General features: G+C 70.9%; 23 protein-coding genes. 12 read left to right on the plus strand and 11 right to left on the minus strand.

The genetic code is table 11. The features are described 5' to 3' along the window. Window positions 1-4: 4 nt before the first annotated feature. From BM272_RS13750 to BM272_RS02770, 3 genes are read left to right on the plus strand one after another with little or no spacing between them, the layout of a single operon-like run. Window positions 5-757, plus strand: a complete 753-nt coding sequence (locus BM272_RS13750; RefSeq protein WP_093427203.1) for a spermidine synthase — start codon at window positions 5-7, stop codon at window positions 755-757. Window positions 758-792: 35 nt separating this feature from the next. Beyond that, window positions 793-4233: a transcription-repair coupling factor gene (mfd, locus tag BM272_RS02765; RefSeq protein ID WP_093427450.1), complete on the plus strand. Its 3441-nt coding sequence runs from the start codon at window positions 793-795 to the stop codon at window positions 4231-4233. Beyond that, a complete protein-coding gene (locus tag BM272_RS02770; RefSeq protein WP_093427204.1) occupies window positions 4233-5177 on the plus strand; it encodes a CsiV family protein in 945 nt (314 codons plus the stop codon). Before mfd ends, BM272_RS02770 begins: the two co-directional genes overlap by 1 nt. 16 nt (window positions 5178-5193) lie before the next feature. Here the strand turns inward: BM272_RS02770 and BM272_RS02775 are convergent, their stop codons facing one another. From BM272_RS02775 to cysM, 10 genes are all read right to left on the minus strand, one after another. Next, the gene (locus BM272_RS02775) at window positions 5194-5934 is read right to left on the minus strand and encodes an S-methyl-5'-thioinosine phosphorylase (RefSeq protein ID WP_093427205.1); all 741 of its coding nucleotides are present in this window, start codon (window positions 5932-5934) and stop codon (window positions 5194-5196) included. Between the two features lie 10 nt (window positions 5935-5944). Next, the gene (locus tag BM272_RS02780) at window positions 5945-6487 is read right to left on the minus strand and encodes a hypoxanthine-guanine phosphoribosyltransferase (RefSeq protein WP_093427206.1); all 543 of its coding nucleotides are present in this window, start codon (window positions 6485-6487) and stop codon (window positions 5945-5947) included. Between the two features lie 20 nt (window positions 6488-6507). After that, complete coding sequence (locus BM272_RS02785) at window positions 6508-6876, minus strand: DsrE family protein (protein WP_093427207.1); 369 nt, start codon at window positions 6874-6876, stop codon at window positions 6508-6510. A 236-nt stretch (window positions 6877-7112) separates the two neighbouring features. Continuing rightward, window positions 7113-8036 (minus strand): patatin-like phospholipase RssA, encoded by a 924-nt coding sequence (gene rssA / locus BM272_RS02790; protein WP_093427208.1) that lies wholly within the window; start codon window positions 8034-8036, stop codon window positions 7113-7115. Next, window positions 8033-9097: a beta-N-acetylhexosaminidase gene (gene nagZ / locus BM272_RS02795; protein ID WP_093427209.1), complete on the minus strand. Its 1065-nt coding sequence runs from the start codon at window positions 9095-9097 to the stop codon at window positions 8033-8035. Before nagZ ends, rssA begins: the two co-directional genes overlap by 4 nt. Before the next feature lie 2 nt (window positions 9098-9099). Beyond that, window positions 9100-9618 carry a L,D-transpeptidase gene (locus BM272_RS02800; protein WP_093427210.1) on the minus strand — a complete coding sequence of 173 codons (519 nt, stop codon included), beginning with the start codon at window positions 9616-9618 and terminating at the stop codon, window positions 9100-9102. Continuing rightward, entirely contained in the window at window positions 9615-10094 is a 480-nt protein-coding gene (locus BM272_RS02805) for a CYTH domain-containing protein (RefSeq protein WP_093427211.1), read from the minus strand. The genes BM272_RS02800 and BM272_RS02805 overlap by 4 nt, the downstream gene beginning before the upstream one ends. 210 nt (window positions 10095-10304) lie before the next feature. Then, window positions 10305-11624, minus strand: coding sequence for a 23S rRNA (uracil(1939)-C(5))-methyltransferase RlmD (rlmD, locus tag BM272_RS02810; RefSeq protein ID WP_093427212.1), 1320 nt, complete (start codon window positions 11622-11624; stop codon window positions 10305-10307). A gap of 1 nt (window position 11625) precedes the next feature. Then, window positions 11626-12411, minus strand: coding sequence for a 3'-5' exonuclease (locus BM272_RS02815; RefSeq protein WP_093427213.1), 786 nt, complete (start codon window positions 12409-12411; stop codon window positions 11626-11628). 1 nt (window position 12412) lies between these two features. After that, window positions 12413-13300, minus strand: coding sequence for a cysteine synthase CysM (gene cysM / locus BM272_RS02820; RefSeq protein ID WP_093427214.1), 888 nt, complete (start codon window positions 13298-13300; stop codon window positions 12413-12415). Window positions 13301-13370: 70 nt separating this feature from the next. Here cysM and BM272_RS02825 point away from each other — a divergent pair, with 70 nt between their 5' ends. The 4 genes from BM272_RS02825 (at window position 13371) to BM272_RS02840 (ending at window position 16765) form a co-directional block, all read left to right on the plus strand. After that, entirely contained in the window at window positions 13371-13718 is a 348-nt protein-coding gene (locus tag BM272_RS02825; protein ID WP_093427215.1) for an Hpt domain-containing protein, read from the plus strand. A 94-nt stretch (window positions 13719-13812) separates the two neighbouring features. Continuing rightward, window positions 13813-14778 carry a LysR family transcriptional regulator gene (locus BM272_RS02830; RefSeq protein ID WP_093427216.1) on the plus strand — a complete coding sequence of 322 codons (966 nt, stop codon included), beginning with the start codon at window positions 13813-13815 and terminating at the stop codon, window positions 14776-14778. 335 nt (window positions 14779-15113) lie between these two features. Next, window positions 15114-15920: a glycine/sarcosine N-methyltransferase gene (locus BM272_RS02835; protein WP_093427217.1), complete on the plus strand. Its 807-nt coding sequence runs from the start codon at window positions 15114-15116 to the stop codon at window positions 15918-15920. A 5-nt stretch (window positions 15921-15925) separates the two neighbouring features. Further along, window positions 15926-16765 carry a methyltransferase domain-containing protein gene (locus BM272_RS02840; protein WP_093427218.1) on the plus strand — a complete coding sequence of 280 codons (840 nt, stop codon included), beginning with the start codon at window positions 15926-15928 and terminating at the stop codon, window positions 16763-16765. A gap of 105 nt (window positions 16766-16870) precedes the next feature. Here BM272_RS02840 and BM272_RS02845 read toward each other — a convergent pair whose 3' ends face one another. After that, window positions 16871-17992: a THUMP domain-containing class I SAM-dependent RNA methyltransferase gene (locus BM272_RS02845; protein WP_093427219.1), complete on the minus strand. Its 1122-nt coding sequence runs from the start codon at window positions 17990-17992 to the stop codon at window positions 16871-16873. A 94-nt stretch (window positions 17993-18086) separates the two neighbouring features. Here BM272_RS02845 and BM272_RS02850 point away from each other — a divergent pair, with 94 nt between their 5' ends. From BM272_RS02850 to BM272_RS14155, 5 genes are all read left to right on the plus strand, one after another. Continuing rightward, a complete protein-coding gene (locus BM272_RS02850) occupies window positions 18087-18587 on the plus strand; it encodes a SixA phosphatase family protein (protein WP_093427220.1) in 501 nt (166 codons plus the stop codon). Further along, window positions 18584-19480 (plus strand): hypothetical protein, encoded by an 897-nt coding sequence (locus tag BM272_RS02855; protein WP_093427221.1) that lies wholly within the window; start codon window positions 18584-18586, stop codon window positions 19478-19480. The genes BM272_RS02850 and BM272_RS02855 overlap by 4 nt, the downstream gene beginning before the upstream one ends. Next, entirely contained in the window at window positions 19477-20985 is a 1509-nt protein-coding gene (gene ppx / locus BM272_RS02860) for an exopolyphosphatase (RefSeq protein WP_093427222.1), read from the plus strand. The genes BM272_RS02855 and ppx overlap by 4 nt, the downstream gene beginning before the upstream one ends. Window positions 20986-21073: 88 nt before the next feature. Next, complete coding sequence (gene ilvD, locus BM272_RS02865; RefSeq protein WP_093427223.1) at window positions 21074-22747, plus strand: dihydroxy-acid dehydratase; 1674 nt, start codon at window positions 21074-21076, stop codon at window positions 22745-22747. Further along, the gene (locus tag BM272_RS14155; RefSeq protein WP_093427224.1) at window positions 22744-24765 is read left to right on the plus strand and encodes a mechanosensitive ion channel family protein; all 2022 of its coding nucleotides are present in this window, start codon (window positions 22744-22746) and stop codon (window positions 24763-24765) included. The genes ilvD and BM272_RS14155 overlap by 4 nt, the downstream gene beginning before the upstream one ends. Window positions 24766-24780: the final 15 nt, after the last annotated feature.

Raw genomic sequence — 24780 nt, forward strand, 5'->3', positions numbered from 1 at the left:
CGGCGTGGGCGTCGTGCTCCACCGCAGTGTCAACGCGGATCGCACCCTGGAAGTCGTGGCCGAGCGGGGCGCCCGGACCCTGCGCTTCGCCGGGGAGGCCGCCATCCAGAGCCGCATGGACCCGCAGGAGCCGGAGCGCCTCTCCCTGGCCTACACCCGCGCCCTGCTGCTGCCGCTGGCCTGGAACCCGGCACCGGCCCGGGTTCTGATCATCGGCCTGGGGGGCGGCAGCCTGGCCCGCTTCCTCCTCGCCCGCCTGCCACGGACGGTGATCACGGCCGTGGACAGCGACCCGGAGATGCCGGTCATCGCCCGTCGCTGGTTCGGCCTGCCGGAGGATCCGCGCCTGGCGGTCCACGTGGGCGATGGCAGCGACTGGCTCACCCCCGGTGCGGACTGGGACCTGGTCCTGGTGGACGCCTTCGACGCCGGCGGCCCGGCCCCCCTGCTCACCGACCCCCGGTTCCCCGCGCATGTCGCCGCCGCCCTGGCCCGGGGCGGCACGGCCGCGGTCAACCTCTGGGCCGGCGGCGCCGACCCGATCATCAACGGCATGGCCGCCAGCTGGCCCGGGCGCATCGGCCTCGTCGCCCCGCCCGAGGACCGGGATAACCGCATCGCCCTCGCCCCGCTGCCGCGCCGCCTGCGCGATCCCCGCGGGGAGCTGGCGCGAGAGCTGCGACTGGGCAACCTCCTGCGCCGGATGGAACGACCTGCCCCCGCCGTGGCGCCCGGGTCGGGGGAATCGCTACAATAGCGGACCCGGCTGTCCCGGCAATGGATGACCCCCTGATGAGCAACTCTCTCCTCCCGCCGCTGGAGATCCCCACCGCCGGCGATGCCCGCCGTATCGGCGCCGTACGCGGCAGCGCCGAGGGCCTGGCGATCCACCAGGCGGCCGCCGAGCACGGCGGCCCGGTCCTCGCCGTGGTCGCCGACGTCCACCGCGCCCGGGAGCTGGAAGCGGAGCTGCGCTTCTTCGGCAGCACCGCCCACACCTTCCCGGACCGGGAGACGCTGCCCTACGACCTCTTCTCGCCCCATCAGGAGATCGTCTCCGACCGCCTGGCGGCGCTGCATCGACTCCCGGCCATGGAGTCCGGGGTCCTGGTGGTACCGGCGCGCACCCTCCTCCACCGCCTGCCGCCACGGGACTGGGTGGCGGGCCAGGCCTTTGTCATGGACGTGGGGGATCGGCTCGACCCCGATGCCTTCCGCCGCCGCCTGGAGGCCGCCGGCTACCGCCTGGTCTCCCAGGTCATGGAGCACGGCGAGTACGCCGTGCGCGGCAACCTGGTGGACCTCTTCCCCATGGGCAGCGCCGAGCCCTACCGCATCGATCTCTTCGACGAGGAGATCGAGACCATCCGCACCTTCGACCCGGAAACCCAGCGCAGCGACGCGAAGGTCGAGGGGCTGCGGCTGCTCCCGGCGCGGGAGTTCCCCCTGGACGAGGCCTCCATCCGCCGCTTCCGGGAGAACTGGCGGCTCCACTTCGAGGGCGACCCCACCCGCAGCCCGGTCTACCGTGATGTCAGCGAGGGGCTGGCCCCGGCGGGGCTGGAGTACTACCTGCCGCTCTTCTTCGAGACCACGGAGACGCTGTTCGACTACCTCCCCGAGGGCGCGCTGGTGGTGACCGATGCCGACGTCGAGGCCTCGGCCGACCGCTTCGGCGAGGAGGTGGCCAGCCGCTACGAGAGTCGCCGCCACGACGCCGAGCGGCCGTTGCTGGCCCCCGAAAACCTCTTCCTGCGAACCGATGAACTCTTCGGCCGCATCAAGGGCCATCCGCACCTGCGCACCAGCGCCTTCGAGGAGACCGAGCGCGCCGGCCGCCTGAATCTCCCGGCAGGGGCGCCGCCGGAGCTGCCCTTCAACGGTCGCGGCAGTGACCAGGCGCTGGAGGGCTTCCTGGCCGGCTTCCCCGGCCGCGTCCTGTTCGCCGCCGAGAGTTCCGGCCGCCGGGAGGCGCTGGGGGAACTCCTGCGCGGTCGCGGCATCCATCCGCGCCAGGTGGCCGACTGGGGCGCGTTCCTGGCCGACGATGCGCCGGTGGCCATCACCGTCGCCCCCCTGGAGCGCGGGCTGGTTCTGGAGGCCGCCGGCATCGCCGTGGTCACCGAGAGCCAGCTCTTCGGCAGCCATACCATCCAGGAGCGCGGCCGCCCGGGTCGCCAGCGCGATGCCGACGCCATCATCCGCGATCTCGCCGAGCTCCAGGAGGGGGCGCCGGTGGTCCACGAGGAGCACGGCGTGGGGCGCTATACCGGCCTGACCCGGCTGGACACCGGCGGCGTGGAGGCGGAGTTCCTAACCCTGGAGTACAGCGGCGGCGACAAGCTCTACGTACCGGTCTCCGCCCTGGACCGCCTGAGCCGATATACCGGGGCCGATGCCGAGTCCGCCCCCGTGCACAAGCTGGGCAGCGGCCAGTGGGAGAAGGCCAAGCGCAAGGCCGCCGAGCGGGTGCGCGACGTCGCCGCCGAGCTGCTGGACATCTACGCCCGGCGCGAGGCGCGCAGCGGCCACGCCTATCCCGTCGAGGATGAATACGCTGCCTTCGCCGCCAGCTTCCCCTTCGAGGAGACCGAGGACCAGAGCGAGGCCATCCACGCCGTGGTCGCCGACATGGAGTCGGACAAGCCCATGGACCGCCTGGTCTGCGGCGATGTCGGCTTCGGCAAGACCGAGGTGGCCCTGCGGGCCGCCTTCATCGCCGTCCAGGGTGGGCGCCAGGTGGCCATGCTGGTTCCCACCACCCTGCTGGCCGATCAGCACTACGAGACCTTCCGCGACCGCTTCGCCGACTGGCCGGTGCGCATCGAGGTGATCTCCCGCTTCCAGAGCCAGAAGGAGCAGAAGCGCATCGCCGACGAGCTCGCCGAGGGCAAGGTGGACATCGTCATCGGCACCCACAAGCTCATCCAGGGCAGCATCCGCTACCACGACCTGGGGCTGGTGATCATCGACGAGGAGCACCGCTTCGGCGTGCGCCAGAAGGAGAAGTTCAAGGCGCTGCGCTCCGAGGTGGACATGCTCACCCTCACCGCCACCCCCATCCCGCGCACCCTGAACCTCGCCTTCTCCGGCATGCGCGACCTCTCGGTCATCGCCACGCCGCCGGCGCGGCGACTGCCGGTGAAGACCTTCGTCTCCGAGTGGGAGGATGCCCTCATCCAGGAGGCGGTCCTGCGCGAGATCCGTCGCGGTGGCCAGGTCTACTTCGTCCACAACCAGGTGGAGACCATCGACCGCGCCGCCCGCCAGGTGGCGGAACTGGTGCCCGAGGCCTCGGTCCGGGTGGCCCACGGCCAGATGCGGGAGTTGGAGCTGGAGCGGGTGATGTCCGACTTCTATCACCAGCGCTTCAACGTCCTGGTCTGCTCCACCATCATCGAGACCGGCATCGACGTCCCCTCGGCCAACACCATCCTGATCCACCGCGCCGACCACTTCGGCCTGGCCCAGCTCTACCAGCTGCGCGGTCGCGTGGGCCGCAGCCACCATCGCGCCTACGCCTATCTGCTCATCCCGCCCCGGGGGAGCATGACCGCCGACGCCATCAAGCGACTGGAGGCACTGGAGTCCATCGAGGACCTGGGGACCGGCTTCACCCTGGCCAGCCACGACCTGGAGATCCGCGGCGCCGGGGAGATCCTGGGTGACGAGCAGAGCGGCCAGATGCAGGAGGTGGGCTTCACCCTCTACGCGGAGATGCTCGAGCGCGCCGTGAACGCCCTGAAAACGGGCAAGGAGCCGGATCTCGAGGCGCCCCTGGACCACGGCCCGGAGGTGGACCTGCGGGTCCCCGCCCTCATCCCCGAGGAGTACATCCCCGACGTCCACACCCGGCTGACCCTCTACAAGCGCATCGCCAGCGCGGCCGACGAGGACGGGCTGCGCGAGCTCCAGGTGGAGATGATCGACCGCTTCGGCCTGCTGCCCGAGCCGGTGAGCAACCTCTTCCGGGTAACGGGCCTGAAACTCCGCGCCGCCGCCCTGGGGATCCGCAAGATCGAGCTGGGTGAAAAGGGCGGGCGACTCATCTTTGATGCCGAACCGGCCGTGGATGCCGGGCGGATCATCGAACTCATCCAGAAGCAACCGCAGACCTATCAGCTGGACGGCCAGGACAAGCTCAAGCTGATCGCCGACCTCCCCGATCTGGACGCCCGGCTCGCCTTCGTGGACGATGTCCTGGCTCGACTAACCGGCCGGGAGGCCGCCTGATGCCCCGACTCCACAAGATCCTCGCCCCGCTGGCCCTGCTGGCCGCTTCCCTCGACCCGGCCGTGGCCGCGGACGAGGAGGGCTGGATCGGGCCGGACGAGGCGCTGACCTGGTACGACGTGGAGATCCTCGTCTTCGCCCACACCGGCGAGCCGGGCGCCGAGGCCTGGCCGCTGGAGCCCGGGCTGCCGGCGCTGGCCGAGGCCCTCACCCTGCGCCCCGCCCCCGAATCCGGGGGCGAAGAACCGCCGGCGATCGGTCGGGCCCCCTTCCAGCGGCTCCCGCCGTCCACCTACCAGCTCAAGCGCTCCTGGCAACGGCTGGCCCGCTCCGAGGCCTATCGCCCGCTGCTGCACGCCGCCTGGCGCCAGCCGGAACTCCCGCGCCACGCGGCCGTTCCGGTCCACCTCCACGGCGGACTCTTCTGGTACGACGACGAGGCGGAGGGCGGCGTCGCCATCGAGCCGGCGGTACCCGCCGCCCCGCCCTGGCGGTCGGAAGAGGAAGAGGAAGAGGAGGACGACGAAGGGGAAACGGGGAACGGGGGCGACGAGGACGCCGCCGGTACCGGGGTCGTGGGCCCTCCGGCGCCCGTCGTGGATGGAACCCTGCGGCTGGTGGTCTCGCGCTACCTCCACGCCGAGGTGGACCTGCTCTACCGCGATCCCTCGCCGGACGCCGAGACCCGGACCTACCGCCGTCCCGGCCTCCTGACCCCCGAGGGGGCGGAGCGCCAGCTACCGGCCGGCTTCCGGCTGCAGACCAGCCGCCGCATGCGCAGCGGCGAGATCCACTACATCGACCATCCGCGCTTCGGCGTGCTGGTCTTCGTGAACCCCTGGGAGCCGGAAGAAGAGGAAGGGGAGGCAGCCGGTGAGGAAGCCGGCCCGAAGGCCGAGGAGGGCTCCGGGGCCGGGGATGGCGAAGGGACCATCCGCCGCTGAGCCCGACCCCGGGAGCCTAGAGGAAACCGACCACCTGGCCGAGGAGCCGGCGAACATCCTCCATGCCGGCGTGCAGGTAGTGCCGGATCTCCTCCATGGTGATCACCGACTCGCCCTTGCCCGCCGCGCGGTTGGCCACCACGCAGCAGGAGGCGTAGCAGAGCTCCAGCTCCCGAGCCAGGGCCGCCTCCGGCATCCCGGTCATCCCCACCAGGTGGCAACCGTCCCGCTCCAGGGCGCTGACCTCCGCCCGGCTCTCCAGTCGCGGACCCTGGGTGGCGGCATAGGTCCCCTCGCCGGCCATGTCGAGCCTGGCGGCCTCGCCGGCACGGATCATCACCTCCCGCAGTTCGGCGCAGTAGGGATCGGTGAAGTCGATGTGGACCACCTCGCCGTTACCCTGGTCGAAGAAGGTGTTCACCCGGCCGCGAGTGTAGTCGATGATCTGGTCGGGGATGGCCAGCCGTCCGGGCCACATGGGCTCGGAGATCCCGCCCACGGCGTTGACGGCGATGACCTTCTCGGCACCCACCGCGTTCAGGGCCCAGAGGTTGGCGCGGTAGTTGATGCGGTGGGGCGGGATGGTGTGGCCCGGGCCGTGGCGTGGCAGGAAGAGGACCTCCCGCCCGTCCAGCTCGCCGTGGATGACCGGCCCGGAGGCCTCGCCATAGGGGGTATTCACCACCTCGCGGCCGGTTATGGCCAGCCCTTCCAGGGTGGTAAGCCCGGTCCCGCCGATGATCGCCAGATCCGCCAAGGGAGCCTCCTCAGAGGGCGTAGATGCCGCGAAGATTGCGGTGGTATTCCTCGTAGTCCATCCCGAAGCCGAAGACGTAGCGATCCTCGACCTCGAGACCGACGTATTCGGCCTCGATGTCCACCTGTCGCGCGATCCGCTTGGAGACGAGTACCGCGCAGGCCACCGAGGCGGCCCCCTGGGCCAGCAGATGGTCTTTGATGGTGGCCAGGGTCCAGCCGCCGTCCAGGATATCGTCCACCAGGATCACATCCCGCCCTTCCAGGGAGAGATTGGGGCCGGCCATCCATTCGAGATCGCCGCCCTCGGTACTGCCCTGGTACCGGGTCGCATGGACGTAGTCGAGCTGCAGGGGGAATTCAAGACGGGTCAGGAGATGGCCGGCGGGGATGAGCCCGCCGGTCATGACGCACACCAGCACGGGATCGCGATCCCGGTAGTGGCGCGTGAGGTCGTCGGCCATGCGATCCAGCGCCTCGTCCACCGCCGTGGCGGAGTGGATCCGCTCGGCGTCGGCGAGGGCCGCCTTGGCATCCTCGGAGGTTGCCGCCATGGCCGGGTGACCTCGGCCCCTTAGTAGGTGAAGGTGACGGTGTCGTCGTCCATCGCCTCGCTGATGACGTAGGCGCCACCCACGGTCTCCTCGACCTCGTCGATGAGGTCGTCGCCCCAGAGATCCAGGGTCGGGGTGCAGACCTTCAGACCCACGCCGGCCTCGACGGCATCCTTGATGAAGTCGTAGACGGACTTGGGGCTGCCCTCCTGGACGAAGAGCTTCTCGGCGACGCCCTTCTTGGCGAGCTCACCGGCACGGCCGGTCATGACGATCTCGACGTCGTACTCCATGGCCGCCGCGACGGTGGCCTGGAAGAAGGGGGCGCCCAGCTCCGAGGGGTTGCTGGGATCGGTGTTCACCATGACGATCATGAGCTTGTCGGCCATTGCTAGTCTCCTCCAGTCCAGCCGGTTGATGAAAATCGAAGCGGCATTATAGGGGTCCGTTCCGCCGCTGTCAGCTTTATCGTGACCGGGGATCCGGGAAAGGCCCCGGGCGGTGGGTGCCGGTCCCTGTTGCCAGGTCGACGGCAGCAGGGATGCTGCCGTCGAGCCGACAGGGATGTCTTCACGGCGTACCTGGCGGCAGGGACCGGTACCCACCGCCCGGTATCCACAACCCCCTACCGCAGACCGGCATCCTCCAGCGCGGGGTCGGCGCGGCGCACCGCCGCCCGCCCCTCCTCGATGGCCTCCGCGGCGCGATGGAAGTCCATGAGCGCGACGTGCTCCATGCGCGGCTTCACCAGGGCATCCGGTGGATCGCCGGCCATCCGGCTGCGCGCAATGCGCGCCTGCATGATGTTGATGCTGTGGGAGAGGACCTCGAAGAGGGAGGGGACCTCTTCCTCCTGCCCGTCACTCCCCCAGCCGACCCCCTCCAGGAGCCGGTCGGTCCAGGCGCGCGCGTTATCGAGCCAGCCGTCGGCCTCGGCGCGCCGGGGGCCCTTGCCCGCCGCCACCTTCCGCCGCGCCGGCGGCCCCGTGAGGCGGAAGGAGGAGATATCCACGGCGATGACCGTCTCCGCCCCCAGCGCCCGGCACAGGGAGATGGGCACCGGATTCACCAGCCCCCCGTCCACCAGCCAGCGGTCGCCGTGCTTCACCGGCGTGAAGAGCCCCGGGAGGGAGACCGAGGCACGGACGGCGTCCAGGGTGGAGCGCTCCCCCTCGCGCAGCCACACCTCCATGCCGGTATGGAGATCGGTGGCCACTGCGCCCCACGGGACGGCGAGCTGGTCCACCGGCTGGTCCTCGAACCGCTCCCGGAAGAACTCGAAGAGCCGCCGCCCCTGGATGAGGCCATTGCCCAGGGTGAAATCCATGTAACCGAGGACATCCCGCCAGGAGAGGCCGCGCAGCCACTCCTCCAGGCGGTCCATGTCGTCGGCGGCCCAGGAGGCCCCGACCAGGGCGCCGATGGAGGTGCCGCAGACGATGTCGGGCCGGATGCCGCGCTCTTCCAGGGCGCGCAGGACGCCGATATGCGCCCACCCCCGGGCCGCGCCGGTGCCCAGTGCCAGCCCGATGCGCGGGGTCGCGGTCACGCCGGCCCTCCCCCCTCCAGCGCGAGGTCGCCGGTGGGATCCTCGGCCAGGGCGGCCAGGCGGTGGACGGCCGAACGCCAGTCCGGGTCCCGGGCCAGCTCGCCCCGGGCCACGGCATGGCGGCCGTGCATGCGCGCCAGGCGGACGTGGGCCAGGGGGTCGTCGGTATGCTCCAGGCCGTCGAGGATGGTATCGGCCCCGGCGATATCGTTGCAGTGGAGGATGACGTCACAGCCCGCCGCCCGCGCGGCGCGGGCCCGCTCCAGCGGGGTCCCGGCCACCGCCGCTCCGGCCATGGCCAGGTCGTCGCTGAAGATGAGCCCCTGGAAGCCGAGCCACTCCCGCAGCAGCGTCTGCAACCAGAAGTGCGAGAAGCCGGCGGGCAATCGGTCCACCTCGGGGTAGATGACGTGCGCCGGCATCACCGCCGGCAGGCCATTCCCGGCCAGGTGGGCAAAGGGGCGCAGGTCGCGGCCCCGCAGCGCCTCCAGAGTCCGCGGATCCTCCGGCACCTCGTGGTGGGAATCGGCGGCGATGCCCCCGTGACCGGGATAGTGCTTGCCGACAGCGGCCATGCCGGCAGCGCGCATGCCGTGGACGAAGGCCTGTCCCAGATCCTCCACCACGGCCGGATCGGCGTGCAGGGCGCGATCGCCGATGACACTGCTGACGCCGTGGTCCAGGTCCAGCACCGGCGCGAAGCTGAAATCGACTCCCACGCTGCGCAGCTCGCGGGCCATGACCCAGGCGCCGTCGTAGGCGAGCTGGCGGGCGCGCTCGGGGTCGGTGTCGTGGACCTCCCCGTAACGACGCGGCGGCGGCAGCAGGGTGAAGCCGTCCCGGAAGCGCTGGACCCGACCGCCCTCCTGGTCCACGGCCACCAGCAGATGGGGGTCGCGCACGGCGTGGATCTCGGCGACCAGCGCGGCGAGCTGGTCCGGGTCGACGAAGTTGCGGGCGAAGAGGATCACCCCGCCCACCAGGGGATGCGCCAGGCGCTCGCGCTCGGTGGCGTCGAGCGCCGTCCCCGCGATGTCGAGCATGACCGGCCCCAGGGACATGGCTAAACCTCCGCCCCGAGCTCCGGCGCGGGCTCGCCGGGGCCGGTGATGTGGATGCGGGTGCCGGCCGCCACCCGTTCGAAGAGTTCGATGACGTCGGCGTTGCGCATGCGGATGCAGCCGTGGGAGCGCGGCTCGCCCATGGGCTGGTCCTCCGGGGTGCCGTGGATATAGATGTAACGGCGGAAGGTATCCACCTTGCCGCCGCGATTGCGGCCCGGCTCCAGGCCGCAGAGCCAGAGGATCCGGGTCAGCACCCAGTCCCGGCCCGGCTGGGCGGCCTCGAGTTCCGGGCTCCAGACCTCGCCGGTGGGCCGTCGTCCGCGAAAGGCGGTCCCGGCAGGCATGCCGGCCCCGATCCGGGCGCGGATATAGTGCCAGCCCCGCGGAGTCCCGCCGCTACCGTCCCGCTCCCCCGGCCCGGCGGCGCCGGTGGAGACGGGCCAGCTTGCCAGCGCCCTGGCGCCGTCGCGCAGGGTCAGGGTCTGGGTCGGCAGATCCACATGGAGCCAGGCGGTCATCCCTTCCGATCCGGCCAGTCGCGATAGGGGTAGGTCACCAGGGAGACATTGTAGTAGCGCGGGTCGTCGGAGACCTCCTCGCCCAGCCAGTCGGGCCGCTCGTAGGCCTCGTCCTCGGCGGAGAGCTCCAGCTCCGCCACCACCAGCCCGGCGTTGTCGCCGGCAAACTCGTCCACCTCCCAGGTATGGCCGCCATTCTCGATGTAGTGGCGGGTCTTCTCGATGATGGGCCGCTGGCAGAGCTGGTCCAGCATCTCGTGGGCGTCGGCCTCCGGGATGTCGTACTCGTACTCCAGGCGCGAGATATTCAGGGTCATGCTCTTGATGTTGAGGTTCGCCCCGGTCTCGTCCACCCGGACCCGGACCGAGGCGTTGCCCTCGGCCAGGTAGCCCTGGCGCATGGGAACCGAGCGGCTTACCGCCGCCCGCCACCCCTCGTGGCGAACCAGGAATTTGCGCTCAATCTCCGCTGCCATCGGTCCCGGGCCTCCCTCTCAAGCTTGTCTGTCAGTTCCAGCCACAGGGCATCGCTGTCGCCCTCCTCCCTACGGACCACCTCCTGGACACCGGGGAGCGCATGGCTGAGCTCTACCGCCGCCTCGCCGCGCCCCTCGGGGTAGCGGACCCGGGCACGCTAGCGCCCGACCGAGGTGTTCACCCCGGGGCATCCGGAAGCGATGACTGGCTCAGCGCTCGAACAGCGCCATGGCCTCGGCGTGGGCCGTGTGGGGGAACATGTCCACCACCCCGGCCCGCACCAGGCGGAAGCCGTATTCGGCGAGGTCGCCCGCATCCCGGGCCAGGGTGGCCGGGTTGCAGGAGACGTAGGCGATACGCGAGGCGCCGGTGGCGGCGGCATGGTGCACCGCCGGCCGGGCCCCCGCGCGGGCCGGGTCCAGGACCACGGCATCGTAGGCCCCGCCCCACTCGGGCTCGGCGGCCGGATGGTCCAGGTCGTCCACCAGGAAGCGGCACCGCTCGCCCAGGCCGTTGGCCTCGGCGTTCTCGCGGGCCCGGGCCACCAGGGATTCCGCCCCCTCCACCCCGGTGACCTCGGCGCCGCGACTGGCCAGGGGCAGGCTGAAATTGCCCAGGCCGCAGAACAGATCCAGCACCCGCTCCCCCGGCTGCGGGTCCAGGAGCTCCACCACGCGCGCCACCAGCTCGCGGTTGATGGCGGCGTTGATCTGGATGAAGTCGGTGGGGGCGAAGGCCAGCTCCACCCCGAAGGCCGGGTGGGCATAGCGCAGATCCACGCCCCCCTCCGGCCAGAGCGGATGGGCCGTGGATTCGTCCCCCGGCTGGAGATGGATCCCCAGGCCGGTGCGCTGGCCGAATTCGACGAGCCGCTCGGCATCCCCCGGGCCCAGCGGGTCCAGGTGGCGGATGACCAGGGTGCCGGCGTCGTCCCCCAGGGCGATCTCCACCTGCGGCACCCGCTCGGCGATGGTCAGGCCGTCGATGGCCCGCGCCAGTTCCGGGATGTGCTCACCGATGCGCGGATCGAGGATGTCGCAGCGCTGGGTATCCACCACGTAGCCGGTGCCGCGCTCGCGGAAGCCTACCAGCACCCCGCCCTTCTGCGGCACCCGCTTGGCGCCCAGCCGGGCGCGGCGGCGATAGCCCCAGAGCGGTCCGGTGAGCGGTGGCTCCTGGACCTCGGGGACGACCCCGCCCAGCCGTTCCAGCTGGTCCATGAGCCCCTCGGCCTTGAAGCGGACCTGCACCGCCGGTTCCAGGTGCTGGAGGCTGCAGCCACCGCAGACGCCGAAGTGGGGACAGGGCGCCTCCACCCGGTCGGCCGCCCCCTCCAGCACGGCCTCGACTCGGCCGGCGTCGTGGTTGCGCCGGCGGTCGGTATAGCGGAAGCGGACCCGCTCGCCGGGAAGGGCGCCGTCGATGAAGGTGACCTTGCCCTCGATCCGGGCGATACCGCGCCCCTCGTGGGAGAGGGATTCAATGGTGGTCTCCACCGGCTCGGCCGGCAGACGCTTGCGACGCGCCATGTCAGCCCTCTCCCCGCCAGGCGTCGAGGAATTCCCGCAGATGGGGACGGCCGTCCTCGGCCAGCAGGGTCGCCAGCCGCTCCTGCTCCTGCGCGAGCATGGCGTCATCCAGCTGGCCGGTGAAGTGCTGGAAGCCGAGATAGACCAGCCAGGTATTGAGGACGTCGGTCTCGCAATAGGCGCGGATCCCGTCGATATCGCCCCCCTGGAAGGCCGGCCAGACCTTGCTGCCGTCCATGCCCATCTTGCCGGGAAAGCCCATGAGGGTGGCGATCTCGTCCAGCGGCGCCCCGGCCCGCGGCTGGTAGCCGGCCAGGGCATCCATGAGGTCGGTATGGCGCCAGTGGAAGCGGCCCAGGTAGTTATTGAAGCGGTGCTCGCTGTACTGGTCGCCGGTATCCCAGTAGCTCGGCGCCTGGATGCCGTGGAGCAGGCCGCGATAATGGAGCACCGGCAGGTCGAAGCCGCCGCCGTTCCAGGAGACCAGGGTCGGGTGGTAGTGGTCGATGCCGCGGAAGAACTGATCGATGAGGGTCGCCTCGTCGTCCCCCGGCTCGCCCAGGGAGCGTACCTTGAGGGTATCGGCGCCGTCGCGCAGGACCACACTGATGGCCACCACCCGGTGGAGGTGGTGGCGCAGGAAGTCCGAGCCGCCGGTGGCCTGGCGCCGGCGCTGGAACATCAGCTCGGCGACCTCGCCGTCGGTGAGCTCGTTGCCCAGGTCCAGCAGTCGCCGGGCGCCGTCCGTATCCGGGACGGTCTCGATATCGAAGACCAGCGTATTCATGTCAGCCCGGATAGACGCCGGTGGAGAGGTAGCGATCCCCGCGATCGCAGATGATGGCGACCACCGTGGCGCCGTCCACCGCCCTTGCCTGGCGCAGGGCCGCGGCCACCGCCCCGCCGGAGGAGACGCCGGCGAAGATCCCCTCGCGGGCCGCCAGGGCCCGCATGGTCTCCTCGGCCTCCTGCTGGCCCACCTCCAGGGTCTGGTCCACCCGGGCGGCCTCGAAGATCCCGGGCAGGTACTCCGGCGGCCAGCGCCGGATCCCGGGGATCGAGGCCCCTTCCGCCGGCTGCACGCCGACGATGGAGACGGCCGGCTTCATCTCCTTGAGGTAGCGCGAGGTCCCCATGATGGTGCCGGTGGTCCCCATGGCGCTGACGAAGTGGGTCACCTCGCCGCCGGTGTCCCGCCAGATCTCCGGGCCGGTGCCCTCGTAGTGGGCGCGGGGGTTGTCCGGGTTGGCGAACTGGTCCAGGACGAAACCCTCGCCGGCGGTCCGCATGGCAGCGGCCCGGTCGCGGGCGCCCTCCATGCCCTCCTCCCGGCTCACCGAGACGATCTCGGCGCCGTAGGCGCGCATGGCGGCCCGGCGCTCCTCGGACATGTTCTCCGGCATGATGAGGACCATGCGGTAGCCCTTGATGGCGGCCGCCATGGCCAGGGCGATGCCGGTGTTGCCGGAGGTCGCCTCCACCAGGGTGTCGCCGGGCCGGATCTCGCCGCACGCCTCGGCCCCCTGGATCATGGCCAGGGCCGGCCGGTCCTTGACGGAGCCGGCCGGGTTGTTGCCCTCCAGCTTCACCAGTACCTTGCTATTGGTGTCATTGAGCCGCTGGAGGCGGACCAGGGGCGTATTGCCGACGCAGGCTTCGATGGTTGGTAGTTCCATGGGCGCATTCTAGCGCCCCGCCCCGGTGCGGCAAAGGCTCGACCCGAATCCGAAGGGAGGGAGAACGGTCATGGATGAAGCGGGAGTTCCGGACGAGGCCCTGGACTGGACACTGGCCGTGGAACGGGCCGGCGGCAACGCGGATCTGGCCGCGGACCTGCTGGAGATGCTCCGGCAGGAACTCCCGCAGCGCATGGAGGCCGTACGGACGGCTGCCGCACGGGGGGATGAATCCGTCCTGCAGGAGGAGATCCACCGCGTGGTGGGCTCCTGTCGCTATTGCGGGGTCCCGGCACTGGAACGGACTGCCGGCCATCTCGACCAGCGCCTGATCCGGGGAGAGCCCTGGGGGCAGGAAGAGATCGATGCGGTCGTACGGGCCGCCGAGGCGTTGAAGACCGTCCGTCCCCCGGATTAGGGGCCTCCCCGCCCGGTACCCGGCCGGGGATGGGGGTCGCGGCTGCTGCGCCCGCTGGCGTAGGATCAATGCTCGGCCCCCACCCGCGAATGCCATGATCGAGATCCGCCACCTGCGCACCCTGGCCGCCCTGCGCGAGACCGGCAGCCTGGCCGGTGCCGCCGAACGCCTGCACGTCACCCAGTCGGCCCTCTCCCACCAGATCAAGGCGGTAGAGGCCCACTACGGCTGCCGGCTCTTCCAGCGCAAGACCCGGCCGGTGGCCTTCACCGCCGCCGGTCGCCGCCTGCTGAACCTCGCCGACGAACTCCTGCCCACCGTGCGCGCCGCCGAGTGGGACCTGGCCGCCCTGGGCGGGGCCGGCACCGGGCGGCTGCACATCGCGGTGGAATGCCACGCCTGCTTCGAATGGCTCATGCCCACCATGGATCGGTATCGCGAACAGTGGCCCACGGTGGAGATGGATCTTTCCACCAGCTTCAGCTTCGGCCCCCTCCCCGCCCTCCAGCGCGGCGACATCGACCTCATCGTCACCTCGGACCCGGAAGAGGCCGCCGGCATCGAGTACACGCCGCTGTTCGAGTACCAGTCCCTGCTCGCGGTCGCCGACGATCACCCCCTGGCGGGCCACCCCTGGGTGGCACCGGCGGATCTGGCCGACGAGACCCTGATCACCTACCCGGTGGAGCGTCACCGCCTGGACGTCTTCCGCCGCTTCCTGGATCCGGCGGGAATTCAGCCGGTCGCCACCCGGTCCGCCGAACTGCCGGTCATGATCATGCAGCTGGTGGCCAGCCACCGCGGCGTAACGGCGCTACCGGAATGGGTCCTGGCGGAATATCGAGGCCGCCGCCCCCTGGCCACGCGGCGCCTGGGCCGGGAGGGCCTCTGGAGTACGCTCTATACAGCGGTTCGCACCGCCGATGGCCATCAGCCCTACATGAATGCCTTCGTCGACCTGGCGCGCGAGACCTGTGCGACTTCCCTGGCCGGAATTCGTCCGACCATGGGTGAAACGGCGCCATACCGGGCGATGGCCGGCGGAGAAGGGGGCATGTAACCCCCCTGTCTTTTGCATACCCCCACTCGCTACGTTATGATTCATGAAACTCATTCATGATGACTGAAACAGCATTCATTCATCGTCATTCTCCCCGCGCCCGTGGCGCGTCGCACATCTTCCACAATGCGGCCATCCGTTGCCGCCGCCCTCAGAACCGGCGGCACCGTCGCGGAGAAGCACGTAGTCTCACGGGGCATGCCCGCCCCGCCAGCGATTTTCAGGGCCCGCGCCGACAGCGCGGGAACAGGTGTGCATCGGACCCCCGGTGCGGCCTCCCCCGGAAGCCGGCCCGCGCCCGCTTCCCCGATTTGTTAAAGCGAAAGGAGCACAGCATGGAACAGAAGTTCGGAGACAATCCTGTCGAGGTTCGGGATACCGAGCACTATAAAGACGAGTACAACGAGGGCTTCGTCGACAAGTGGGACGAACTCATCAACTGGGACTCGCGCGCCGAGAGCGAAGGCAACTTCTTCATCGATGCCCTGCGCCAGCGCGGCGCCAAGAAGATCCTCGACGTCTCCACCGGCACCGGCTTCAACGCCGTGCGGCTGGTCGAGGCCGGCTTCCAGGTCACCTGCGTCGACGGCAGTGCCGAGATGCTGGCCAAGGCCTTCGACAATGGCTGGGACCGCGGCCACATCCTGCGCGTGGTCCAGGCTGACTGGCGCTGGCTCAACCGCGACATCCACGGCAAGTACGACGCCGTGATCTGCCTGGGCAACTCCCTCACCCACCTGTTCAAGGAGCGGGACCGGCGCAAGGCCCTGGCCGAGTTCTATGCCGCCCTGCGCCACGACGGCGTCCTCATCCTGGACCAGCGTAACTACGACGCGATCCTCGACGAGGGCTTCTCCAGCAAGCACAAGCACTACTACTGCGGCGACACCGTCTCGGCGGAGCCGGAGTACGTGGACGACGGCCTGGCGCGCTTCCGCTACGAGTTCAGTGACAACTCCGTCTACCACCTCAACATGTTCCCGCTGCGCAAGGACTACACGCGCAACCTCATGCACGAGGTCGGCTTCCAGAAGATCACCACCTACGGCGACTTCGATCCGAACTACGACCCGTCCAACGTGGACTTCTACCTCCACATCGCCGAGAAGTACTACGACGAGAACGAAGAGCCGGAGGACTGAGAGCCATGAGTGATCAGTATTCCGAGGTTACCCAGGTCGCTCGGGACTACTACAACTCCGAGGACGCGGATAACTTCTACTACCTCGTCTGGGGTGGTGAGGACCTCCACATCGGGATCTACAACACCCCCGACGAGTCCATCGCCGACGCCAGCCAGCGGACCATGGACCACATGGTCCGCCACGTCTCCCCGGCCAGCGAGCACCGGATTCTGGATCTCGGTGGCGGCTACGGCGGCTCTGCCCGCTATCTGGCCCGCCACTTCCAGAGCCCGGTGGTCGTGCTCAACCTCTCCGAGAAGGAGAACGAGCGCGGTCGGGAGGCCAACAAGGCCCAGGGGCTGGATCACCTGGTGGAGATCGTCGACGGCGACTTCCAGAACGTTCCCTACGAGGACGAGTCCTTCGACGTGGTCTGGTCCCAGGACGCCATCCTCCACTCGGACGACCGCGATCGCGTCATCGCCGAGGCGGCGCGAGTCCTGAAGCCGGGCGGCGACCTCATCTTCACCGACCCGATGATGAAGGACGACTGCCCCACGGACGTGATCCAGCCCATTCTGGACCGGATCCACCTGTCCACCCTGGGCTCCCCGAAGTTCTACCGCGAGGCGGCCGCGCGCCACGGCCTCACGGAGATGGGCTTCGAGGACCTCACCAACCATCTGCCCACCCACTACGGGCGGGTGCGTGAGGAGACCCAGAAGGCCGACCAGTCGGGCATCCTCGAGGGCAAGGTCAGCCGCGAGTACATCGACCACATGATCCAGGGCCTCGGCCACTGGGTGGACGGCGGCAACAACGGCTACCTCACCTGGGGGATCTTCCACTTCCGCAAGAAGTAGAAGACGGCCGCAAGGAGGGGCGGGGTCTCGACCCCGCCGCGCAACGGGCCCCGGCGGGCGACTGCCGGGGCCCGTCTGCGTTCGGGCCCCCGGAAGGTCCGGCCCCTACCCCGCCGGGATGGCCAGCCGGTGCAGCCGGCAGGGCAGGTCGCCATTGGCCAGCGGCGTCACCGACCGCGCCTCCAGCCCCCCGGGGGCCGTCTCGGCCTCCGGCAGCAGCACCGCCGCCTCCCAGCCGGGGAGCGTCTCCCGCCAGTGGTCCGCCACGCCCCCCAGCAGCCCGGCCAGGCCGCCCTTCACCGGCAGCCTTTCGCCGTAGGGCGGGTTGGTCACGATCCGCCCCGGCCCGACCGGCCCCTTCAGCTGCCTTGCATCCGACTGGCGCCACTCGATGGCATCGGCGACCCCGGCCGCCTCGGCATTGGCCCGGGCCGCCGCCAGCGCCTTCGAATCGCGATCCCCGCCCAGGAGCGGCCCCTCGGCCACGGTCCCCGGAGCCGACTCCGATGAGACCCGCGCCCAGATCGCCAGGTCGTGGTCGGCCAGATTCTGGAAGGCGAAGGCCCGCTCCAGCCCTGGCGGAAGCCCGCGGGCGCGGCGTGCGGCCTCGATGAGGATCGTCCCGCCGCCACAGAAGGGGTCCATGAGCGGCATCCCGGGCTCCCAGCCGGCCAGGGTCAGCATGCCCGCCGCCAGATTCTCGCGCAGGGGGGCGGTAACGTTGGCCACCCGCCAGCCGCGCTGGAAGAGCGGAGCACCCGTGGTATCCAGGTAGGCCGTGCCCTTGCGCCCCTCCAGGAAGAGATGGACGGAGACCTCCGCCCCGCCGGGGTCGATATCCGGGCGCCGCCCGAAGGCCTCGCGGAAGCGGTCGCAGACGGCATCCTTGGCCTTCAGCGTGGCGAAGTTGAGGCTGCGCAGGGGGCTCTTGCGGGCGGTAAGGCGGATCCGGAAGGTCCGGTCGACGTCGAACCAGGCCGGCCAGTCCACCGCCATGACCGAGCGGTAGAGGCTGTCGCCGTCCCGCGCCTTCACGGCCGCCACGCGGCGCAGGATCCGGCCGGCCAGGCGACTATGGAGATTGGCGCGATAGAGCCCGGCCTGATCGGTGACGAAGGCGACCCCGCCGGCCGCAGGCCGGGTCTCGGGCGCTCCGAGTTGTTCCAGCTCGGCGGCCAGCGCCGCCTCCAGGCCCCGGGGACAGGTAGCAAAGGCATCGATATCCATTGGCCCATTGTACCGCCTCACCAACGGCCCTGCCCCCGCCCGCGACCCCGGCGGAGTATGCTACGGTTTCGCCACTGTTCGCACGGGGAGAACCATGGAGCTCATCGTCTTCCGCCACGGCATCGCCCTGGAGCGGGATGCCGCCGAGGAGCAGGGGCTGAGCGACGAACATCGCCCCCTGACCGAGAAGGGCGAACAACGCACCCGCGCCGCCGCCCGGGGCCTGGTCGCCTGGGCCGGCTCACCGGAACTCGTCGCCGCCAGCCCCCTGGTCCGCGCCGGGCAGACCGCCGCCCTGCTGGCCGCGGAGGCCGGCGACCCGCCCGTGGTGGTCACCGAGGCCCTGACGCCCGGGCGCCCGCACGGCGATCTGGATGCCTGGCTTCAGGGGCAGTCGGCCGGACGGATCGCCGTGGTGGGACATGAGCCCGACCTCAGCCACTGGCTGCTCTCCGCCGTCTGCGCCCGGCCCACCGGCGCCCTGACGCTCAAGAAGGCGGGCGCCGCCCTGCTGGAGGGGCGCCCCGGGAGCAGCTGGACCCTGACAGCCCTGCTACCGCCGAAGCTCCTCCGGACCTACGGGGAGGTGGCATGACCGCCATGGAACAGGCGCGCGCCCTGCTGGCCGCCGCCGACGAGGCCCTTCCCCGCGTTCGCAAGGGAGAGCCGGATGCCCTGCCCGCCCTGCGCACCGCCGTGATCCATCTCCAGGCCCTGGGAGAGGCCTGCCCCCGGGCGCTGGGGCTGCACCGCCGCCATCGCAAACGGCTGGCCAGCGTGGTGCGCTACCTGGAGGGGGGGCAGACGGCCGAGGGCCGCCGCCGCTGGCTGGAAGGCCTCTCGGAGGCCGGGGGCAATCCCGTGGCCGATCACCTCCATACCGAACTGGAGGCGCGCGCCACGGGGGCGGAGGTCGCCATCGCCGCCGGCCTTCCCCGCCGCTGGGGCAAGCTCTCCGGACGCCTCCAGCGACTGCTCAAGTCTCGTGGCGGCGAGGATACGGCGCTGAACGGCTGCCTGGTGCCATCCCTCCAGGCCGACCTCCGGGACCTCACCGCCGGCCTGACCAACCAGCCGGGACCCGATGATGCCGGCCAGCTCCACCGCCTGACCCTGGTCGCCCGGCGCCTGCAACACCGACTGGGCCTGCTGCCGGGGACCGAGGCCGCCACGGCGACCCTGGACCGGCTGGCCACGGACCTGGCCGGCGCCGTGGATCTCCACGGCCTCACCGGGGAACTCACCACCCTGGGGGCCGACCTGGGGGCGAACTGGGGTCGCCAGCGGCTGGAGGCGGCCCTGGCCGAGGTCGAGGCGGCGGCCCGCCCCGAGGACCCCCTGCCGGAGGCCGAGGCGCTGGCCCGGCTGCTGGCGCAGCAGCGCCGGAGTCACTATGCCGGGGCCGTCGCCCCGTGGCTCGGGGCCGGCGCGGCGCCGGCCCTGACTCCGGTGGCCGGGGCCATTCAGGACGTGGAGGCCGGGTCATGACCGCCGTGGCAGAGGGGACCACCCTGGCGGCGGTGGACCTGGGCTCCAACTCCTTCCACATGATCGTGGGCCGGGTCACCGAGGGGGAGCTGGTCATCGTCGATCGTATCAAGGAGATGGTCCGCCTGGCCGGCGGCCTGGACCCGGAGACCCGGGATCTGGATGCCGAGACCCAGGAGCGCGCCCTGGCCTGCCTGGAGCGCTTCGGTCAGCGGCTCAACCACTTGCCGGCGGTGAACGTCCGCGCCGTGGGCACCAATACCCTGCGCAGCGCCCGCAATGCCGGGGCCTTCCGCGAGCGTGCCGAGGCCGCTCTGGGCCACCGCATCGAGATCGTCGCCGGCATGGAGGAGGCGCGCCTCATCTACCTGGGGGTCACCCGCAGCCTCGCCGGCGAGGGGCGGCAGCTGGTCATGGACATCGGGGGCGGCAGTACCGAGTTCATCATCGGCACCGGCCCCGAACCGGAGACCCTGGAGAGTCTCCACATGGGCTGCGTGAGCACCAGCCGCGCCCACTTCCCCGAAGGCCGGATCACCGAGAAGGCCGCCGACCGCGCCCGTCGCGCCGTAGCCAGTGAACTGGAGCCCATCCGGGGTCGCTTCCGCCGCCAGGGCTGGGAGCGGGCCATCGGCGCCTCCGGCACCATCCGCTCGGTGGCCCGGGTCCTGGCCGCCCAGGAGTGGGCGCCGCCGGAGACCATTACCGCCGACGGCCTGAAAAAGCTCTGGAAGCGGCTGCTCAAGGCCGGCAGCGCCGAGGAGGCCAAGCTCAAGGGGCTCAAGGAAGAACGACTCCCGGTCTTCGCCGGCGGTGCGGCGGTGCTCACCACCGCCATGGAGGTCCTCGGCATCGAGGAGATGGAGGTCTCCGACGGCGCCATGCGCGAGGGCCTCCTCCAGGATCTCCTGGGTCGTCTACACCACACCGATGTCCGCGGCCGGACCGTGGAATCCCTCTGCCAGCGCTACCACGTGGATACCGAGCATGCCGCGCGGGTCGCGGCCACGGCCGGGGGGCTCCTAGACCAGCTGGAGCCCGAGGCCGACGACGACCGCCCCTGGTACCTGGAGTGGGCGGCCCGGCTGCACGAGATCGGCCTGGATATCGCCCACAGCTCCTACCACAAGCACGGCGCCTACATCCTGGCCAATGCCGACATGGCCGGCTTCTCCCGGGCCGAGCAGGCGATCCTCGCCGCCCTGGTCCGCGCCCACCGGCGCAAGTTCCGTCGGGATACCTTCGACACGGTGGACCCCGCTCGGCGGCAGGACGTGGCCCGCCTGGCCATCCTCCTGCGCCTGGCCGCGGCCCTGCATCGCAGCCGCGACGACACGGCGCTGCCGCAACCGGAGGTGAAGGAGGACGGTACCACCTGGACCCTCACCTTCCCCGCCGGCTGGCTGGAGGAACACCCCCTGACGGTGACCGACCTGGAGACCGAGGCCGACTTCCTGGCCGATGCCGGCTATACCCTGCGCTTCGGGGACACCGGCACCGGCTGAGGCCTCGTTACGCCTGGCGGCCCCTTGCACGCCGGCATGCCGTGACGCAAGCTGCCCTGCATCGCAGAACCGGCTCCAGGGAGGCCCCATGCCCCACAACGATCGCAGCCGCGCCACCACCGAGGGCGTCCGCCGCACCCCCAACCGCGCCATGCTCCGCGCCGTCGGCTTCGACGACGAGGACTTCGACAAGCCGGTGGTCGGCGTCGCCAGCGGCTTCAGCACCATCACCCCCTGCAACATCAAGCTGGGCGACCTGGCCCGCCGCGCCGAGGAGGCGATCTACGGCAACGACGCCATGCCGCAGTACTTCGGCACCATCACCATCTCCGACGGGATCTCCATGGGCACCGAGGGGATGAAGTACTCCCTGGTCTCCCGGGAGGTCATCGCCGACTCCATCGAGACCGTCTGCCAGGGCCAGTCCATGGATGGGGTCATCGCCCTGGGCGGCTGCGACAAGAACATGCCGGGTGCGATGATCGCCATCGCCCGCATGAACATCCCGGCCATCTTCGTCTACGGCGGCACCACCAAGCCGGGTTGGTACAAGGGCGAGGACCTGACCATCGTCTCCGCCTTCGAGGCCGTGGGCCAGTACCAGGCCCACAAGCTCGCCGAGGAGGACCTGGTGGGGGTGGAGAAGAGCGCCTGCCCCGGCGCCGGCTCCTGCGGCGGCATGTTCACCGCCAACACCATGTCCTCGGCCTTCGAGGCCATGGGCCTGAGCCTCCCCGGCTCCTCCACCATGGCCGCCGAGGATGCCGAGAAGGCCAAGTCCGCGGAGGAGTCCGGCGAGGTGCTGGTCCGCGCCATCGAGCAGGGGATCCGGCCGCGCGACCTGCTCACCCGGGAGGCCTTCGAGAACGCCATCGCCGTGGTCATGGCCATCGGCGGCTCCACCAACGCCGTCCTCCACCTGCTGGCCATCGCCGACGCCGCCGAGGTAGATCTCGCCATCGACGACTTCGAGCGCATCCGCCACCAGGTCCCGGTGCTCTGCGACCTCAAGCCCTCGGGCCGGTACGTGACCACCGATTTCCACCACGTCGGCGGCATCCCCCAGGTGATGAAGATGCTGCTGGTGCGCGGCCTCCTCCACGGCCATTGCCGCACCATCCGCGGCACCACCCTGGCGGAGGAACTGGCCGAGGTCCCGGCGGATCCGGAACCCGATCAGGACATCATCCGGCCCTTCTCCGACCCGGTCTACCCGCGCGGCCACCTGGCCATCCTCAAGGGCAATCTCGCCCCCGAGGGGGCCGTGGCCAAGGTCTCGGGCCTCAAGACCCACACCATCACCGGGCCGGCCCGGGTCTTCGACTCCGAGGATGCTGCCATGGAGGCCATCGAGGCGCAGCAGATCCGGGCCGGCGACGTGGTGGTCATCCGCTACGAGGGCCCCAGGGGCGGACCCGGCATGCGCGAGATGCTCGGGCCGACCTCCGCGCTGGTGGGCCAGGGCCTGGGCGACTCCGTGGGACTCATCACCGATGGCCGCTTCTCCGGCGGTACCTACGGCATGGTGGTGGGCCACGTGGCGCCGGAGGCCGCCGTCGGCGGCCCCATCGGCCTGCTGCAGGAGGGCGATCGAATCACCATCGATGCCGATCAGCAGCGGCTGGCCGTGGACCTGGACGATGCCGAGCTGGAGCGGCGGCGCCAGGAGTGGCAGCCGCGCGCGCCCCGCTACACCCGCGGGATCCTGGCCAAGTACGCCCACCTGGCCGGCTCCGCCAGCGCGGGGGCCACCACCGGATGAGGCTACGGCCCCTCCTGCTCGCAGCCCTGCTGGTCGCGCTCGTCGGCCTGCCCGCCATCGCGGCCGGCGTGCCGGGAGGACCTTCCGGTGAGAGCGAAGAGGGGAACACCGAGGCCGGGCTGCTGGACCGCGGGCCCTCACCGCTGGCACCGGCGACCCTGGCCGAGGCCACGGAGGAGCTCGCCGACCACGCGACCACGGTGGGCGCCTCCCTGGGGCGCCTGGCGACCCGGGAGGCGCCCGGGGAGCGGACCGGGATAGCGGCCTACTGGTTCCTCGGTGGCGGGCTCGCGCTGGGACTGCTCGCCGGCGTCGCAGTGCGCCGTTCGACGCGCGGGGCCACCGGCCGGATAGCGGCCAGCCGGCTCCGGGAGCGCTGGAAGGCACCGGCGGTGGGCACCCTCACCGCCCTGCACAACCGCGCCTGGTCACTCACGATCCCCGCCGCCCTGCTCGTCACCCTGGAGGCGCTGCACGCACGGACCTCCCTGGCCGGCGCGCTGGCCGTGGCCGCCCTCCTCCTGTTCGCCCTCTACCGCCTGGCGGTGGGCCTCTTCCCCATCCTCGGGCGCCCTCTGGACCCGGCCGGGCTGGAGCGGCGGCTGCAGTGCCCGCCCGTGCGCCACCTCTGGCGGGCCGGCCGTGGCCTCCTGGCCCTGACCCTGCTGGGCGGTTTCCTCTTCCGCCTGGACCATCAGATCCCCCTGGAGGCGCCGCTGCGCGCGGGCGGGCAGTTCCTCTTCAGCCTGGCCGTGCTCGCCCTCCTCTGGCGGCTGCGCGACCGGCAGGCGTGGTGGCACATCGTCGGTGGCGAGACGGCCTCCCCGGGCCGCCGGCTGCTCCTGGCCACCGGGCGGGGGGTGCTGGCGGTAGCCGCCCTCGTCCCCGCCGTGGCCGCCGGCCTCGGCTACCACGACCTGAGCATCTTCATCCTCCTGAACCTGCTGCTGACGGTCATCCTGGCCCTGGCGGTGGGTACCGTGGCCGCCGGCCTGGCTCGCGGCCTGCGCCGGCTGGAGACCGCTGCCCCACCGGAGACACTGGCCGGGGTCGTGAGTGCCCGGCACATCAGCCGGACCTCCCATGTACTGGCCCTGCTGGTCCAGGGCGCGATACTGCTGACCGGCTTCGTGTTCGTACTGGGCCTCTGGGGGGCGCCGCTGGGGGCCATCTGGTCGGGGGTCGCCCCGCTGCTGTTCGGCTTCGAGGTGGGTGGCCACCGGATCTCCCTGGTGGCCCTCATCGCCGCGGTGGTGGTCCTGGTAGTCGCCTTCCAGGCCGGCCGCTGGTCACGCCGACGGCTGCGCGACGGCCTGCTGCCAAGATTCACCGAGGATGCCGGCCTGCGCAACAGCATCGCCTCCCTGGGCTACTACGTCGTCCTGGTCCTGGGGGTGCTGCTGGCCATAGCGGTCGCCGGCTTCGACCTCACCAATCTCGCCATCATCGCCGGCGCCCTCTCCGTGGGCATCGGCTTCGGCCTGCAGAACGTGGTGAACAACTTCGTCTCCGGCCTCATCCTGCTCTTCGAACGGCCAATCAAGGTCGGGGATGTCATCGACTACCAGGGGACCTGGGCCACCGTGGAGGAGATCAAGGTCCGCTCCACCCATGTACGGACCTTCGACCACGCCGACCTCATCGTCCCCAACTCCGAACTGGTCTCGAGCACCGTGACCAACTGGAGCCACAGCAGCGACGTGGCCCGGGTGATCCTCAATGTCCACGTGGCCTACGGCAGCGACACGACCCGGGTCCACGACCTCCTGATGCAGGCGGCCACCGAGCACGCCGCCATCGCCGCCGAGCCGGAGCCGACGGTGCTCTTCCGCGACTTCGGGGAGAGCGCCCTGGAATTCCAGCTGCGCTGCTTCACCCACCTGGACCACTACCTGAGCGCGCCCTCGGAGTTGCGCTTCCGCATCGACGCCCTGTTCCGGGAGGAGGGGATCACCATCCCCTTCCCCCAGCGCGACGTCCATCTCCACGAGACCTCCCCGGACGCCAACCCCGCCTAGACCGCGGTACGTGCC

It is taken from the genome of Thiohalospira halophila DSM 15071 (assembly GCF_900112605.1).
Taxonomy (GTDB): Bacteria; Pseudomonadota; Gammaproteobacteria; order Thiohalospirales; family Thiohalospiraceae; genus Thiohalospira; species Thiohalospira halophila.